Annotated in this window: 7 protein-coding genes; 4 read left to right on the top strand and 3 right to left on the bottom strand. The window is 50.0% G+C overall.

The annotated features are described in order from the left end of the window. Positions 1-35 precede the first annotated feature (35 nt). Positions 36-3,440 (bottom strand): SusC/RagA family TonB-linked outer membrane protein, encoded by a 3,405-nt coding sequence (locus tag F0L74_RS21465; RefSeq protein WP_149839966.1) that lies wholly within the window; start codon positions 3,438-3,440, stop codon positions 36-38. Positions 3,441-3,876: 436 nt separating this feature from the next. Between F0L74_RS21465 and F0L74_RS21460 the strand changes: the two genes are divergently transcribed. The 3 genes from F0L74_RS21460 to F0L74_RS21450 all read left to right on the top strand — a co-directional run bounded on the left by F0L74_RS21460 (position 3,877) and on the right by F0L74_RS21450 (position 7,179). Then, the gene (locus tag F0L74_RS21460; RefSeq protein WP_149839965.1) at positions 3,877-4,452 is read left to right on the top strand and encodes an RNA polymerase sigma factor; all 576 of its coding nucleotides are present in this window, start codon (positions 3,877-3,879) and stop codon (positions 4,450-4,452) included. Positions 4,453-4,499: 47 nt separating this feature from the next. Continuing rightward, positions 4,500-5,684, top strand: a complete 1,185-nt coding sequence (locus F0L74_RS21455; RefSeq protein ID WP_149839964.1) for a FecR family protein — start codon at positions 4,500-4,502, stop codon at positions 5,682-5,684. A gap of 304 nt (positions 5,685-5,988) precedes the next feature. Then, positions 5,989-7,179: a FecR family protein gene (locus tag F0L74_RS21450; RefSeq protein WP_149839963.1), complete on the top strand. Its 1,191-nt coding sequence runs from the start codon at positions 5,989-5,991 to the stop codon at positions 7,177-7,179. 138 nt (positions 7,180-7,317) lie between these two features. Here the strand turns inward: F0L74_RS21450 and F0L74_RS21445 are convergent, their stop codons facing one another. After that, complete coding sequence (locus tag F0L74_RS21445; protein ID WP_149839962.1) at positions 7,318-9,567, bottom strand: eCIS core domain-containing protein; 2,250 nt, start codon at positions 9,565-9,567, stop codon at positions 7,318-7,320. An 8-nt stretch (positions 9,568-9,575) separates the two neighbouring features. Continuing rightward, positions 9,576-11,807, bottom strand: a complete 2,232-nt coding sequence (locus tag F0L74_RS21440; RefSeq protein ID WP_149839961.1) for an eCIS core domain-containing protein — start codon at positions 11,805-11,807, stop codon at positions 9,576-9,578. 183 nt (positions 11,808-11,990) lie between these two features. Between F0L74_RS21440 and F0L74_RS21435 the strand changes: the two genes are divergently transcribed. Beyond that, on the top strand, positions 11,991-16,925 hold the full coding sequence (locus F0L74_RS21435) for a hypothetical protein (RefSeq protein WP_149839960.1): 4,935 nt from the start codon (positions 11,991-11,993) through the stop codon (positions 16,923-16,925). The last annotated feature ends 130 nt before the right edge of the window (positions 16,926-17,055 follow it).

Raw genomic sequence — 17,055 nt, 5'->3', positions numbered from 1 at the left:
TTTGCATTTAAAGAAGTATGAAAAATGTTTACGTTCTAAAGCCCTATTTGCAAACCAAATGTTATTACTCGTAATGGAGGAAGAGAATTGTTGCCCTTGTTTTCGGGATCCAATCCTTTATAGCCGGTAATTGTTATAAGGTTTTGTCCTTGCATGTATAACCTGCTGCTTTTTAGATGTGCTTTTCGCGTCAATTCATTTGGTATTTGATAGGAAATGGAAAGATTTTTCAGCCGTACGTAAGATGCATCGCTGTAGGCATAACTACTAGTAGTTATGACGGTTTCATCAAATAAGGTGCTGTATTTTTGAATTGGAGCGATGTCGTTGGTCTTTTTCCAGTTATTTAAAACAGTATTTGGTTGGTTGCTGAAACCAGGATAGAATTGACCAGGAAGAAGATTTCCATTGAAGAATAGAACATTTGCTCCCGTTTGCTTCACAAATTGGAATAGGATATCAAGCTGGAAGTTTTTGTAATTGAAGCTATTTTGAAAACCTCCATAGAACTTTGGAGAGGTATTAATGATGGCCGTTCTGTCAGTGGAAAAGTTTGGAGAGAATGTCGGTTTGCCATCTTTATCAGAGAATTGATACTTCCCGCTTTCAGGGTCTACTCCCAGAAAGGGAAAAGTTTTGGTGATGTTAATTGGTTGACCAATAATCAGGCTGGAGGCAACCGTGGATGTTGCAAGTGTAGGAAATGAAATGAGCTTATTTTGTGGGACAGTGAGGTTAATATAGCTCGTCCAAGTGAAATTTTCCTTGCGATAATTTACGGTGTTTAATGAGAATTCCCAGTTGGTATTTTGAACTGTGGCTGGCAGATTTTTATTTATCACCGAAAAGCCTGTCATAGTCGGAAGCCTGTAGGGTAGTAATTGGTTAGAAGAACGATTACGTGCATAGACAGCATTAATTAATATCCGATCCTTAAAAAGGCCGAGATCTATTCCTAATTGTAGCTTTTTAGTTTCTTCCCATTGCAGATATGGATTGGGGAGGCCAAGCGGGGCGATGGAGGTCACATTTTGATATGCTACTCCAGCGGTGATAGGAAAATAGAGATTCATAAAATTATAGTCACCAATTTGGTCATTTCCCGTAGTGCCAAAACTGGCTCTCAGTTTACCGAAGCTGAGAACTGGGATCCTTTTTTTAAAGAGGTTTTCTTGGCTAAAGATCCAGGCAGCGCCTACGCTTGCGAAATTGTGAAATTGGTTTTCGGAGCCGAAACGGCTGCTGCCATCCCTGCGAGCAGTGAGATTAACTATATATTTGTCGTTATAGTTATAATTCAAGCGGCTAAAGAAGGCATTGTATTTATATTTTGTAGCAAATGAAGAGAGGACGGCAACAGATGCCGCTGATTTAATATCCTCTAATACGAGTTCTGTACTAAATCCCTCGCCGAGTAACGTCTCACCTTTATTGCTATTTTGCTGGATAGTCATGCCCAACAGTGCATTAAGTTTGCCTTTTCCGAAATTCCTATCATAAATGACTTGGGGCTCAACGGTCCAAGAGTTAAGGACTCTGTTGCCGAATCTTGCCAAGTTTGAAGAAAATGGACGGGATTCAGGCTTTACAGTTGTTATGGGTTGGGATTGGAAATCATTTGTTTGCATATTAGTATAGCCTAAGCTACTTTTAAATTCAAGTGAGGGGAGAATGTGATAGCTTAAATTGATGTTGCCCAGTAGATTATTAGTTTTGTTCTTATAAGTCTGGTGTAGAAGCCGGAGAGGGTTATTCCAACTCGAAAAGCCGGTGACATCTGGCTCCCAGTTGAGACTGCCGTCGGCGTTATAAAGCTGGGGAGCGTTAGGTTCTAATAACAGTGCTTGATTAGTTAAATCTGCGCTTGGTAGCTTGTTATTGTCTACTAGATAATTTCCAGATAGTTGGATGTTGAATTTTTGATTGGAAGAGACGCTCGTAATGTTGAAGTGTATTGATGCTCTTTCGTCGACGAAATTGCCGGGAAATACGGAAGTTTCTCTATGATAACTGCTTCCTATGAGATATTGTGAAACTGCTGTGCCGCCAGAAATACTTGCGTTGGCGTGTGTATATTGCGAGGTTTTACCGATTAAAACTTTTTGCCAGTCGGTATATCGTGTAGTATCCCAGAGCCCATTAATGTCGTAATCAGTTTCATAAATGGGTTCACTGTCATTCATTTTAGCCTCCTTTCGCATTTGTAGATACTGTTGAGTATTGAGCATATTCAGCCTACGTGTTATCTTTCCCCAGCCGCGCTGAAAATCAATATCTAACTTTATAGGTCCAGCTTTGCCTTTTTTGGTCGTAATGAGGATGGCTCCATTGGCTGCGCGCGAGCCATATATTGCGGTGGCGTCAGCATCTTTTAGCACTTGGATACTCTCAATATCGGCAGGATTAATGTAACTCAAGGGATTTCCATTTCCTGTAATATTTGTTAGTATCGGCCCTCCCGAAGTACCCAAAATGCCATCTAGACCAGTGCCTGGAAGTTGCGAAGAATAGGGCACACCATCTATTACATACAATGGATCGCTGCCGTTCATAATACTATTTTGCCCTTGTATACGTACAGTAACGCCACCTCCTGGTAATCCATTTGTCTGTGTAATAAACAGCCCTGGTACTCTGCCCTGCAATGCTAATAGCGGATTAGTTACAGGTTGCTTTTCGATGTCTTTAGCTCTTACTACACCGATGTTTCCTGTACTTAATCTTTGCGTCGTCGTTCCATATGCAATAATCACCTTTTCATCCAGCGTGCTCATCAGTGTGGCCATCTCTACCAGAAGACTTTTCCCCTTCACTGTGGTCTCCCTTCTTTCGAAACCAATGCTGGAAAAGACTAGAATTTTTCCAATATCAACCTTGGGCAAGGAGAACCTCCCGTCTCCATCCGTTGTCGTCCCTAAGCTCGTCCCTTTGAGTATCACCGTCACCCCAGGCAACGGCGTTCCATTGGCATCTGTCACCTTCCCGGTTAGAGAAACCGGTGTAACCGTGCTATCCACTTCGTTTTTTTTTGGCACGGTAAATTCTTTCTTACGGATCAGCAGTATATCGTCACTGTACTGCCATTCCAGATTTCTTCCCTTAAACAAAGTGCCCAGCACGTCATCCAACGGTGTCTCTTTAAAATTCACCGTCACCTTTTCATCCTGATTCAAAGAAGTCGCAGATGTACTATACATCACCGCATAACCCGTCTGCTTTTTAATGGCCTTAAACACAGCCCGCAATGGAATCCCATTCCCCGTCAGCGTAACTGGATGCTCATTCTGAAAAAGAGAAGAAGCTATAATATCACCGACTAAGCGATGATCAACAACAGAAGCTACAGAAACGTTAGAAAAACAAAAACTTACACAGACTAGGGAAAATAGTTGGCATAGAGAACCGCATAGCACACGGCCTCGAAGTAACAGTTTAAGCATACACGTGGATTTGGTTGGATCAGTAATTTTTTCTAAACGGAGGGATCGATATCTCTTATGAGAAACTGGAGTGCTATAGCAAATGGGAAAAGAGAGGGAAAATAAAGTATATGGTCAATTATTACTAAACATGGTTCCTTAGGTAGTAGCAAATTTAATTTGCACTCCGTTGCGCTCACAGAGAAGTAGCTTCCTTATCCAAAACGCTCGTACTACTTCCCCCGCATTAAACTTTCATTAAATTATTTTTAAGCCTTTATAAACTATACCGCCCCAAAAATCCCCCGTACTACCCGTTAACCAAACATTTGCAAAAAACACCCCTATGTATGCATTTTAGCCACTTATTAACTAATAATTCACTTTGTTCTTAAGGTAAAATATTATCTTTACCATATTACCATTAGGCACAACGTACAGTAATCACAACCAAATCATGCCAGTGTACGAACAGGACCTTATATTATTGACACAACTTAAAGCCGGTAACACGGGCGCCTTTGCTGACTTTTACGAGAAATACCGTAAATATCTCATGGTCGTAGCCATCTCCCTGTTAGACGACGAAATGGAAGCACAGGATCTGGTACAGGAATTCTTTATCGACTTCTGGGAAAAGAAGCTCTATGCCAAAATAGATCCGGATCAGAATAAAAGGGAAGAGGTGGTGATAAAAAATTACGTGCATCGTATTATCTTTAATAGGTGTATGGACCGCCTGGGTTTACGGAAAACCCGCCAGCGCCGCATGGATAGCATGCCAACGCCGGAAGTGGTCTGTCCCCCGGAAAACCGGCTGGAAGCACAGGAACGCCAGCAACAGCTGGGCGCCTCCCTCGCTGCCGCCATTAATAAGGTGCCGCCCCTGTCTGCCAAAGTATTTGAGTTAGCCTACATTCAGCATAAAAGCCGCACTGAAATAGCTACCGTAATGGGGGTTAGTCCCAACACCGTTAAAAATCAATTAGTTAGAGCTGTGAAGATCCTGAGGACCCAATTAAAAAAAGTATAAATTCACCCGCCGGTAGTACAATTACCATCGGAAACCTGTATTAAGACATGATGAAGCGTGACCCGCGCCATATACATGCGTTAATGACCTCCTGGCTCACTGGTGATATCAGCGAGGAGGAAGCGCTGTATTTAAAGCAACTGATAGCAGAAGACCCGGCCGTCAGGGAAACCTGGAAAGAGCTGCAGTCCAGATTCTCACCAGAAGATGTTCAGCAGAGCTTTAGCCGCTATGAAAACCTGCCCTGGATCCCCGCGGAGGAGATCACCAGCCACCCTCAGCACCAGCCTAAACGAAAACCCGTCATCCGTATGCTCCGGCATGCCGGGTGGGCCGCCGCTATTGTGGCCGGGGTCATCGGTAGCGCCGCCCTGCTGTACTACCAGAACACACATACCGTTGCGCCTGTGCCGCCACCCATGGCAGACCGTAGCACGGTACAGCCGGAAAACAAGAAGATCATCGCCTTGCAGCTGGCCAATGGTAAAACCATTAACCTCTCGCAAGACCAGCAGGATCTGCAAACGGACGAGGCCCGGCTCAACAGCACCAGCAAGTCGATGGCCTACACGCTGGCAGGCAACCCCGCCGGCGCCACCGCCCTTAATAAGCTGAAAGTGCCCATCGGCAAAGATTATAAAATTACCCTGTCAGACGGTACGGAAGTATGGTTAAACTCGGCTACCAGCCTGCAGTTCCCTTTCCGGTTCACAGGCGCCACCCGCGAAATTACCATAGCAGGGGAGGCCTTCCTGAAAGTGGCCCCCAAGGCAGACCAGCCCTTCCTCGTACATACGCCCTATGGTACCGTACAGGTCTTAGGCACGTCCTTTAATGTAAACGCTTACGACCCCGGCACCGTAGAGGTAGCCCTGGTAGATGGCGCCGTAAGGCTCGATGCCGGCAATAATAAGGTGCAGCTCCAGCCCGGCAGATCCGCCACGTATACCTTAAATAAAGGTATCACCGTGCAAACCTTCGACCCGGAAGAAGTGCTCAGCTGGCGCGAGGGCAAATATTATTTCAGCGATGCCTCCCTGGAGCAGATCACCAACATCCTGCCCCGCTGGTACGGGCTGGAAGTAGTGATAGACAATCCCAACCTGGCCGGCGAACGTTTTGCTGGGATGATGGACCGCCATAAACCTGTGGCTGTTTTCCTGGATAACCTGGCCAAAACCCGTAAGATCTCCTATTATTTCGATAGCCATGATGTGCTGCACCTGCAGTAGTCACCCATTATATTTTTTGCCAATAGGTACGAAGGTCCCGCTCTCAGAGCGGGACTTTTTTGTTACCCCAGTATTAAGAATCATAGAATTATGTTGAAACGCCGAAAAAAAATTTGAACCGGATAGTACGTTTCATTGTTTAGGGGGTATAATAGAGGTACATGTGAATATAAAGTTGAAATGTACCATTGAAATGCCTATTGCCTTGAAAACTGAAGAGTGAGCACACGTTAAACGGCATGACCCCTTTTTTAGACCATATCCCAGGTTGAAAATCCCTATTGCGAACAATCAAATTGTGGTTATGCATTTTTTTGACCAGGATGAATTTTTAGTGCTCTTGCTACGCCAACTGGAAAATTGTACCAGCTGGGAAGAAGAGTTGTACATCGAACGTACGCTGCGCAGCAGCGCCATAGCACGTCAACTGCTTGAAGACGTCAAAGAGACCTTCCTCGTTAAGGAAAATGCCCCCCTGGGCACTCATTTCCGGCACGCATTCAAGGATATAGACATTAGCAGCCGCCTGGATGAAAGCCTGGCAGACCTGCAGCCTACCCGCAAAAAACGGTATCTCAACGTAGCCGCCGCCGTATTGGTGGCCGTGGCCACCGCGGGCGCCGCCCTGTATATCCCGCTATCCATGCATCAGCAGGAGGAGGCCGCCATCAGCGCCATCACCATGCCGCAAAATGGCGTCATGCTGCAGCTGGCCAAAGGCGGCTCCCTTCCCTTAACGGGCGCCAGCGATATGATCAACACGCAAACGGCCCGCATCCAGACTAACAGCAATATGCTGCGTTTCACGGCCAAAGATCATGGCGCCAAAGAAGATAAGCTCAATACCCTGCGTGTGCCCGCCGGCAACACTTACAGCGTTACCCTGGCAGACGGCACCGTTGTACATATGAACGCAGCTACCTCCCTGCGCTTCCCCTTTGCCTTCAATGGCCAAAAGCGCGAAGTGTACCTGGATGGCGAAGCCTTCTTCACCGTTGCCCATAACCCGGATCAGCCCTTCATTGTACACACCCAGAAAGGGGATATCAATGTGCTGGGCACCGCGTTTAACATCAACACCTACGATAGCAGGTTTAAGCTGTCCCTGTTATCCGGCGCCGTAACGGTAGCGCAGAACAACAGCGCGCCTGTGAAGATAGCGCCCTGCCAAACCGCCACCCTGGATGAGTTTACCAATAGTTTTACCGTAACAGACCTGTCAGACCATCACGTAGTGAGCTGGCTGTATGGCTTGTACCGCTTTCGCCAGCAGCCCTTGCGCGATGTATGCGAAGTGGCGGAACGCTGGTACGACGTACAGATTAAGTTTGATAGTGAAGAGTTGGCAAAGCTCACCTACTCAGGCGCGATCAATAGAACAGAACCGCTGGAGGCCTTCCTGAAAAGTCTGAAAGACAATGGTAAGGTAGACAGCTACTATATGGATATCAGCGGTGCTATCCACCTGGAATTAAAACCGCATCATACCAAGTAATACATATGTTCGTTATCTCCCCCGATTCATCCGTTTGTAAACCGGCTTACATCCGTTAGTTACCTCGGTATTTACAGATCAGACGAAAAGCCACTGGAAGTTCGCGCCAGTGGTTTTTTCATTGTAGGGGGAGCAGTATCACATCTTCTTCGCCAGCTTCGCCACCAGCGCATCCAGCGATGCCTTATTCGTCGGCCCAGTAGCCTTATGCAATGGCAAATTCGGGAACTGCCAGGCTACATTCATCGCCTCAGTCTCTGTATCAGCCGTGAGATAGTTGGTAATAAAGAAACTCTTACCCTGCCGTGTGATCTTCGCAATGGCATGGCCATCGCTGATCTGGTTGGCCTTGATCTGTTCATCAGAAGCCCTTACTGCCGTAGTGAACGTAATAGACCTGTTAGCGCCCGCTTTTAACATCAGCGCAGCGCCCATCTGGGCATAACCGCTACACACAATAGACCGCGCGCCCGCGATACTGGGCGGCATCTTAAACACATCGTCTACCGCGTCCACTGCCATATCTGCCGGTGTGGTGATCACCCGGTGCTGGAACCAGGCAGTGGCAAAATCCGTATAGGCCTTGCGTACAACAGCATTGCTGATGCCCGGTTTATCCAGCGTGGCAAAATAAGCCTGCGCTTCAGACAGCGTAGGTATCATCCCCGGCAGGGCGCCGGTACCGCTCTGCATCTGCAGGCGCATGTTCACTTGTCTGCTTATAAAACCTATCACACTCTTCATCAGGTCAGCGCCCACATTCACCGGGCCACCGCCAAAGAACGGCGAGGTTTCAATGATAGCAATGCTGTCCTTGAATTTCTTCATATCGGCCTCTGAAGGCGGTGTGGCCTTAGGGTCATTCAGCGCGCGGAAATAACGCAGCACAAACAGCAGCGGCTCCGCGTGTTTAAAGATATCCGGCAGGGATTGGGTGGCTTGCTTATAGGCTTCGCGCAGGTCTTTCAGCGAGCCGCGGCGCACCTGGTTAATAGAGGATTTTACAGAAGAGAAATCCGGCGATCCCCCATTCACCAGCGCCCGGCGTTCCTGGCGGGCATTGTCCTGGATGGTCTTACTGTCTTGTTTAATACCGCTTACGGCAGTCAGCAGCGTATCCAGGTCCGTACGGCCGGCGCTGATGGAGAAGATGGTACGGCCTACGGCGTCGATCAGTGCATCTGTTTTCTCCAGCCCATCTATTACTTCTGTGCCATAGTCCTCGGTGATCCGGGCATCGCCCAGCGCTTTGAAGCTATTAAAGATATCATCCAGTTGTTGCTGTCCTTTTTCGATCATGGGCGACAGGTTGCCAAAGCTGCGGCTTAGCTGTTCTACGCTGTGGATCATGGCCGTGATATCCGCTACCTGTGCGGCCGGCATATTCAAAGCGGCAGATGCCGTAGGAATGTCTTTATTGCCTTTATGCTGGCGCTCTGCCCAGCCACCCAGGTCATCTGCGCTGGATCGTAGCTGCTCTTTACGCCGGTCGGCTATCCGCCAGCCGGAAAGGCTTTTACGGCTGTAGTGTTCCTTATTGGTTGGATCGGTAGCTTCTTTTCTGGCGGCGGGCACATTAAAGGTCTTGCCCTGGCTGGTTTCTATCAGCGCGGCAATGGCGGTCATCCCATACTCGCATACAAACAGGTGCGCGGCGGGGTCTTTACGGATGGCGGCTTCTATCTCCGCCCGTTCGGATCCCAACATGGCTTCCAGCATCAGGTCCCGGTCAATAGCGCCTACCAGGCCCGTTTTGCCGGGTAGTATGCTGTCCTTGTTCTTCAGACAGGCTTCAGTCACCGCCTTGGGATCTTCTTTCCGTTGGATGGCAGGGCTTTGCTGCAGCACATGCGTGAGCTCATGCGCCAGCAGGTGCTGGCCTTCCGTGGAGCCGGGCTGGTAGTTACCGCTGTTGAACCAGATATCCTTACCTACGGTAAATGCTTTAGCCTGCAGCTCCTGGTTCAGCTCCGCCGCCTGACTGTCCGTATGCACGCGTACCCCGGAAAAATCCGCGCCCAAACGGGATTCCATAAACGAGCGGGTATCGGTGGCCAATGCCTGGCCCTGGCCGGCGCTGGAATGGATGCCCTGCGTAACCGCTTCGGAAGCGGGCGCGCTGTCGCCATTAGCCTGCCGCTGGATAAAAGGCATACGCTGCGCTTTTTCTTCCTCCTCACAATGTGCGCATTTCCGTTGGATGGCAAATGGCTCCGCTTTGCGCATTACCTGGTCCGCCATGGCGTCGGCTTGCCGTTCATAGGGATCGTCTACCGGGCCTACGGTCAGTTGGGGCATAATACGTTGAAAGCTCGCCGGCGTAGCTTGCACATTCGTAGCGGCGGGCCGTATATCGTTGGCAGGTTGGGGTTTGGTATGATGTTCCATGAAGCTGTTTATTTAGACATCGTGAACGTAGTGTCTATCTTTATGTTATGGGTTACGCCCTGTTTATCCACGAATTTGGACAGTGACGTGATCTTGATAGTGAATTTTTCGCCTTTTTTTAGTTTGGTCACATCTTTGCCGCCGGCCACTTCCCCGCTAATCACCGCCACCATGCCTTTGCCATTATTATTCACAAATACATAAGAGCTGAAGCGCGTGCCGGTCACCTTGCTCACAAAATCCCGGATCACTACCTGGTTCATGGGCAATTTGCTGAAATCTGTTTTAATGGCCATCTCTTTCAGTGCCGCTATCTGGTCCGCTTCCGTTTGCGCCGGTTTATCCGGGTCTGCGGGTTGGCCGGCGGTTTCGCCGCCTGCGGGGGCATCTTTGGTTTTACGTACGGCTTCTACGCCTTTACGCAGGTTCTCTATCAGTTGGGCCAGTGTTTTGCCAGTAGAGGAAGTTAACTGGCCAGCCAGCGTGGCGGATTCCTCTTTGCTCAGGTCTGCCGGCACTACGGCAAAGAATTGTTTCACCGCTTCGTCAGAGAGTTTTACATCGCCTTCCGTAGCGCTGGTAAAAGCTTTAAACAGATCTGCCACCGGGGCAGGCGCCCCTTGGATCTTTTTCCGGTTTTCTTCGCTCAGGTTTTTAAACGCATCGGTAGCCGGTGGCGTGGTCTCCGGTTTAACAGGCGTTTGCTGGGGCGTGCTGCCTTCTGCTTTGGCAGCTTCTTTAAGGGCGTCTGCAGCAGGCTGGGGCAGGGGAACACCTTTGGTGATATCCTTTACCGCGTCTGCTACCTGTTGCGGGCTGTCGCTGGCTGCTCCGCCGCCACCGGCGCCGCCTTTACCCTCGCCGGCTTTCTGGGCGGCTTTTTGTTTAAGGGCCTGTTTCAGATCCTCCACTTTCAGGTCTTTGGGTAGCTGTCCGCTTACCTGCTCTGTAGTGCTCATCAGCGCCTTCAGCTCTTCTTCGCTGAATTCATCCATATGTTTACGCAGGAAGTCCGTATAACTTTTCGCCATGGCCTTCTGCGCTTCAGACATATTGCCTTTACGGGCGGCGTCTTCCAGGGCTTTCTTCAGCTCAGGATCGCTTGCTATCAGGGCCTTGAATTCTTCCGGCACTGGCTCCCCATCCTGTTCCATGGCCTTAAAAAGTGCTACCAGCGGATCATCGCCCTCCAGGGAGATCTTGGCTTCCGCCTTGCCAGACATCAGCAGCAGCACCGCCGCTGCGGCAGATGCATATATCAGCGCTTTACCGGCTACCTTGCCTCCCATGCTTTCTGCCATACGTTTCAGGGCCTTACCCGCGCCTTTTTTAGCGCCTACGGCTGCCAGCGCCGCAGCGGCTGCCGCCAGCATGGGAGGCCCACACTTTTCCATCATGATACGCTCGCAGTTACGCAGGGTCTTGAAGGTCTCGGAGATCTTTTTCATATGCTCCTCGTAATCCAGGTCACCGGGCGAGAAACATTTCTGTTGCAGGATTACCCGGCCCATCACCGCGCCATAACCCGCGGCCACCTTGGCGGTGGCGCTTACGCAGGTATCGCCCTGGTCTGTACAGCTGCGGTTTTTATTATAATATTCATGCATTTCCTTGTTCAGCTGCTCCACTACGGCATCCGGGCATTTGGTGCTTTTGGTCTGCCGGCGGATGGCGCCGCCTTGCTGTAGTGTATGCGTGAGCTCATGCGCCAGCAGGTGCTGGCCCGCTGCGGTACCCGGCTCGTAGGCCCCGCTGTTAAACCAGATATCGTTACCTACAGTAAACGCTTTGGCTTGTATGCTGTCCGCCAGGCCGGCGGCTTCGCTGCCTGTATGGATACGCACGCCGGAGAAGTCCGCGCCAAAGCGGGATTCCATAAAAGAACGGGTGTCCTGGCTCATGGCTGCGCCTTTACCAGCGCTGGAGCGGATGCCCTGGGTTATGCTATCCGGGGCCTGCGTGGCTGTATCGTTAGTGGTGGTCTGCCGTTGGATAAACGGTGTACGCTGGGCTTTCTCTTCTTCTTCACAATGGGCGCATTTACGCTGAATAGCAAAAGGCTGGGCTTTGCGCATGACCCGGTCGGCCATGGCATCGGCTTCACGCTCGTAAGGATCATCGATAGCGCCTACGGTCAGTTGCGGCATAATACGCAAGGGTGCGGTTTGCGGTGGCTGTATAGCATGTTGGGAAGCAGCGGCAGGCTGCGGTTCAGCGTTTTTGGGGTGCTTGGCGTGCATTGCGGTTCACATTTGGGTGCGTTAACGTTATGGGGTGTTGAGATAAAGATAAGGAAAAAATGGGGAGGGAGACCCAGCCAAAACACAGCCCGCTGAAAATTTTAGCGAAAAATATGCCTTACCCATGAAATTTTGTAGCTTTCCGCCATAACACGATTGTCCCTAATCTGTTCCCTCAACCGCATGCCAGATCAACACCAGCAAACGCCGGCTACGCCTGTACCTATTCGCTCCTCAGCACATCAACCTGCTGCTGGCGGAATAGCCATACCCGCGCCCGTCCAGCTGCAACCGGCATCACAAACACCACAGCAACCATCCGGCGCCACACCGCCGCCACCACCGCTTGCCAACATCATCCAACGGCAGCCTACCAACATACCCGCCGCCCCCACACCCTTTCGGCTGCCAATTACCAACACCCCATCACCCCAGCACACACCCATCACCCCCTGGCATACCGTAGTACAGCGCCAATCCAAAACCACCCAACCCGTCATACAACGGGTGCGCATAAAAGTACGGGCCAGCGAAACAATGGGCAACGACCAGGACGTTAACGGAGATACCACGGAGTTATACGCCCTGTACCAGCAATCCGGCAAAGACCTGCCCTATTTTAACCGGGATAATTACCCGGAGATGGAAGCGGCGCTGTTCTTCGCGCGTAGCGAGGCTATGGGACCGGAGCAGTTAATGGAACGCCTGCAGATAGAGGAAATGTTGGTAGAGGTCTACGGCCACAATTGGTCCACTTTCATGACGGACGAAGAAAAAAAGGAGCTCGGATCACAGGGCGAAACAAAAGAAGGGAACAACAGCGAAGAACAGGATGATCATGTCAGGAAAAAGAAAAAACTCACTGACACAAAGTTCACCAGCGAATCAAGCCCCATCATCCCCGGTAATATCGATCTCCAGCAGGCGTTGGGCTCCCAGGCCATGGAAACGGAAAAGGAATTAAAAACACCACAGAAAAGCCAGATCGGTATCGTTACCTGGAACGTAGCCCACTTCAGCGATAAAGAAACAGTAAAAGAAACGGCCCCTAAACCCAAAGGCAAAGCAAAAGGCAACACAGACGAAACCGATCAGGACGAGCCCGTAGAAGCCATTACCCGGCGCGGTTTCCAGGAGCGGCTGCAACAGATCCTGCAAAAGTTCCGGAAGGTAATGGAAGACTGGGATGTATTCCGCAAAGAGGCAGAGGCCTTTATAGCCGCCATAGAAAAGTACAAAGGGAATGATAAGCTCTGGAAAGGGGTCCATAACCGTAAAGACACCAGGGAGCGGCTGGAAAGGGGTGCGCTGGCGGCCAAAGAGCAGCTGGCCGGCTCCGGCGGGTTGTTTGCGGGATTGGGCGAGTATATCAATTTCAAATGGAACGAAGCCTATGAAGAGGCACTGAAAGATAACCTCAAAAAAGCGCCGCTGGCGCAAAAAGTAAAGGATTTCCGGGCATTTGGCCGCGAATACCTGGATAACCTGATCAACGTGCTTAAATCGGTCACAAAGATCTGGGGGCCGGATATAAAAGCGGCTACTTTCCTGAGAAATATGTCTTCCTATGTGCAGGAAGGGCCGTCAAAAGACGACACAGACCCAAGAACGGAGGAGGAGCGCCTGATTAGCCTGGAATCCCTCCAGGAGAAAAAAGGCCTGCTGCGTAAACTGCTCAACCGCGCAGAGATAGAGGAGCTGGCCAGGGCCCTGCACACCCGCAATATTGCCTTACAGGCAGAGCAGATGTTCGCCAACAACTCCTGGCTGGATATCATGGTATTACAGGAGGTCAATAATCCCTCCCTGCTCGAGCAGTCCGGATCATCCTATGATATGGATACCGGCCCGCAGATGGTGTCCGGCGGAGAAAATCCGCAGAAAGAGTATTACCCCATCCTCATCCGCAAAGGCTCCGGTTTTACAGTGTCCGCCATATTCTATGTAAATACCAAAGGGAATAAAATATCGGTAAAGGAAGCAGAGGAGCAGGATAAACAGGAAGACGAAGAGAAAGAGAAACAGGAGAAAAAACCAGCGCCTTACGAAGATGTGGATTGGGACAAAAGCGCCGGCAGCTACCGGCCCATAATGGTCTATGAATTGGAAAGGCCGGTGAAGGATTCGGATAAAAAAGAGAAAGTATGGATAGGCGTGGTGCATACTACACCGGAAACAGATTCCGGCGTAGCGGAGTTTAACCGCATCAACATCTATAACGAAATTAAAAAAGGCCTGGCTACGCTCTCCGCACAGGCAAAGGATAAGGGAATACCATTGATCATTGGCGGCGATTATTACCTCACCGCGGAAGCCGTGGTGGCGGAAAAAAGCAGGAAACGCAAAAGGGATGATAAAAAAGAAGCGGAGAATAAAGAGACCGTAAACGAGGTGAAAGAGGGTACCGACAGGCAATTTGACCAGCTCACCCGGAAAAAGGAATGGATGGTCACTTTTTGGGAAGACCTGCAGGAAGTGGAGACCCAGCTGGGCATCATCGCTACCGCAAAGCAGGAAATAGCTGCCAGGGACCTGAAAAGCCAGAAATTCATGGAGCTGAGGAATGGCTGGATCTCGGATGCGGAAGCCGCTATCAACATCATTTTAAAGAAGTACGAGGTGGGCTCCGTAGAGGAGCTGGACGCCCTGTTCACGAAAGAGACCCTGCTGCAGGCAGAAAGGGATAAAAAGCTGATCATGCTCACAGAATACAGGAAAGAAAAACAGATCCTGCGAAATGTGAACAAAACCACCACCAAACACCGCGTAGAAGCGCTGGACCTGCACCTCACACAGTCCATATCAGGTACCAACCCCAAAGAAGATCCGCTTACAGAATGGAGTAAGCTGCAGATCGCTGATTTCTTTATAGACCAGGGCTGGCAAACCACCAAAGCGGGCATCATGCGGCCGGGCGGCAAAATGGTTACCACAGATGCGGAAGACCTGCGGCACTCCAAATACTGGCAGCATTTCAGTGATCACTTCCCCGTAGGCGGTATCTTCTCCACCGCGCCTAAGGACGAGGAGGCCGTAATGGCTTTACTGAGCCAGGCATTTGTAGAAGATGAAAAAGCGGAGGATACCGCCAAACAGGCAAATATCAACATGTTTGCTTTCCAGTATATACGGGATCTGCTCAGGACCATACAGCAACAAAACCAACCGGATAAAACAGAAGAGGAACATAGCGATGAGATGACGGCCAAAGTATACCTGCATAAGATCCGGCTGTTAGAAGCGCAATACGATAAACTGCCTAAACTGTCTGATAAAAAACGTAGCAAGAACCGGCTGATGGCTTATTTCAAAAAGCTGCCCGGTTTGATAGCTGCTATTGATCCAACCGCAAAGATAGATCCGCCGGGATATGATGATTATGTGACCGTATACCTGCAGGAGCTGGGAGAAAAGGGCACAGACATAGGCGGTCTGGAAGGGTTTAAAAAACAACGCCTCACGCTGGCGCTGGTTTTTCTCAAAGAACGCCTGGCGGCCCTCCGGAAAAAAAGCCCGGAAACTTCCGGCCCAGACACTATGCAGGAAGACGAGAGCCAGGATCCTACCGTACAATGGATCAGTATCCAGGGCTTTATTGCCCAGATCCAAACGCTGGAACAGGCGTTGATCAAACAAAAGAAAATGGAGGAGGCGGAACAGCTGGTTGTCTTCCGCCCGGAGGATGTGGAGCCGGAAAGTACAGATCCTGCACTGGTGCCTAAAGAGAAGGAGCCAATACCAGGTAAACAGCCCTCGCTGCCCCCGCAACCGGAGCTCGCGGAACAAGAGCAGTATCTCCTGGACCAGCTGATCCAGCTGGCAGACCAGGGAGATAAGATCTGGGATATCCTCTTTAAGGAGCAGGAGCAGGTATACCCGCTGTTCCGCGCCCGCGAGTCGCAGATTTTATCCGCTATGAAAGGGCCGTTGGCGCGTGTAGCGATGAATGGCCCGGATCAGGCGCTGCACATCCTGGAGCTGCTCATCCACAAATATGGCGTGGCCCCCGCAAAGCTGCTGCAGCCATTGGCGGCAGAGGCTTTGCAGGATCTTAAGATCGCCTTTTTCACCGCAGCCGCCCTGGCAAGAATAGGCGTGCCGGAACAGGTAATGCCGTTTTTACAGATAGTGCTGGGCCGCCTGCAGGTAAAACAGCTGCCGGACTTTATGGAGATGCTGACCTATACCTGGAAAGAGACCAATCAGGCCCCCAACACCTATATGATACTACGGCTGCTGCATATGCCGGAAAAAGATTCGCATGAACAGCAGGTTGTCATAAAAGTGCTGCTTAGCATGGGATGGGTAATGGAAGATGCGCTGGGCGAATTGTTAGCATCCCCGCCGGTCCCCGTGTCAAATAATGAAGACAGTCATTTCCCCGGCTTCGGTGGCTGGGATGCCCTCCGGAGAGCCAGGGAAGAAAGCCTGCTCACATTCGGCCAACAGCAAAGTTTTTCGCTCTCTGGCGAAAAAGTTGGCCTGGATGAATACATGGAACTCTACAATGCAGATGGCGAACTGCATAATTGCCTGATCTTTTCGATCGTGCGCGTGCTCAAATTGCCCACATCCGTTGAAAGGATCGTTGAAATTGGAAAGACCATCCGGGAAAACAAGAAGGTAGCGGCAGATGAGCTGCTGGATACAGGCGATATTCCGCAGATACTCGCATTGCTGGGCGCTGAGGCTACACTGATCGTGATCAGTACCCTCCAGAACGCCAAAGATCCGGATAATGAAAACCGCACATGTTTTGATATAGAGCTGATCGGTAAAGGCAATATTGCCTATCTGATAAACGCCGGTAATCTTCATTTTGGTTATGGCGCCGTGAAACCGGGGTATGCTATGCGGATGGCCAACCAGGTGGTGATATGGTTTAAGCAGATAGATAATTCCGGCGGGCCTAAGGAAATAACGCCAGAGATGCTGGAGATGCAGCGTTTACATGCGTTAACACAACAGGACAACAAAAAGGATCCAGCAGAAGACGTGGAAGAGGATTTTGACATGGAAGCATATCAGCAGCAATATGACAACTGGGAAACGGAGGCGCCGGATGAGAATTATGACATGGCGGAAGAGCCGGGAGAGGGAAACAGCAGTGATAGCTGATAACAGCCTGCAAGAAAAATTTGTCCAGTTTCAAAAAAATAGCTAATATTATTTCCGTAACCTCGAAAAAATTTTAACCTCAAAACATCGAACGCTTTCAATTAAGTTACAATCTGGTACAGTAGGGCCC

The organism is Chitinophaga agrisoli (genome assembly GCF_008386695.1).
Taxonomy (GTDB): domain Bacteria; phylum Bacteroidota; class Bacteroidia; order Chitinophagales; family Chitinophagaceae; genus Chitinophaga; species Chitinophaga agrisoli.
The sequence above is the reverse complement of the archived record's forward strand: the minus strand, read 5'-3'. Positions and strand labels throughout refer to the sequence as shown.

What these genes read in the sequence shown, in the direction of transcription:
- F0L74_RS21465 (WP_149839966.1), bottom strand. Translation starts at nt 3,440, where the DNA reads ATGCTTAAACTGTTACTTCGAGGCCGTGTGCTATGCGGTTCTCTATGC.
- F0L74_RS21460 (WP_149839965.1), top strand. Translation starts at nt 3,877, where the DNA reads ATGCCAGTGTACGAACAGGACCTTATATTATTGACACAACTTAAAGCC.
- F0L74_RS21455 (WP_149839964.1), top strand. Translation starts at nt 4,500, where the DNA reads ATGATGAAGCGTGACCCGCGCCATATACATGCGTTAATGACCTCCTGG.
- F0L74_RS21445 (WP_149839962.1), bottom strand. Translation starts at nt 9,567, where the DNA reads ATGGAACATCATACCAAACCCCAACCTGCCAACGATATACGGCCCGCC.
- F0L74_RS21435 (WP_149839960.1), top strand. Translation starts at nt 11,991, where the DNA reads ATGCCAGATCAACACCAGCAAACGCCGGCTACGCCTGTACCTATTCGC.
- F0L74_RS21440 (WP_149839961.1), bottom strand. Translation starts at nt 11,807, where the DNA reads ATGCACGCCAAGCACCCCAAAAACGCTGAACCGCAGCCTGCCGCTGCT.
- F0L74_RS21450 (WP_149839963.1), top strand. Translation starts at nt 5,989, where the DNA reads ATGCATTTTTTTGACCAGGATGAATTTTTAGTGCTCTTGCTACGCCAA.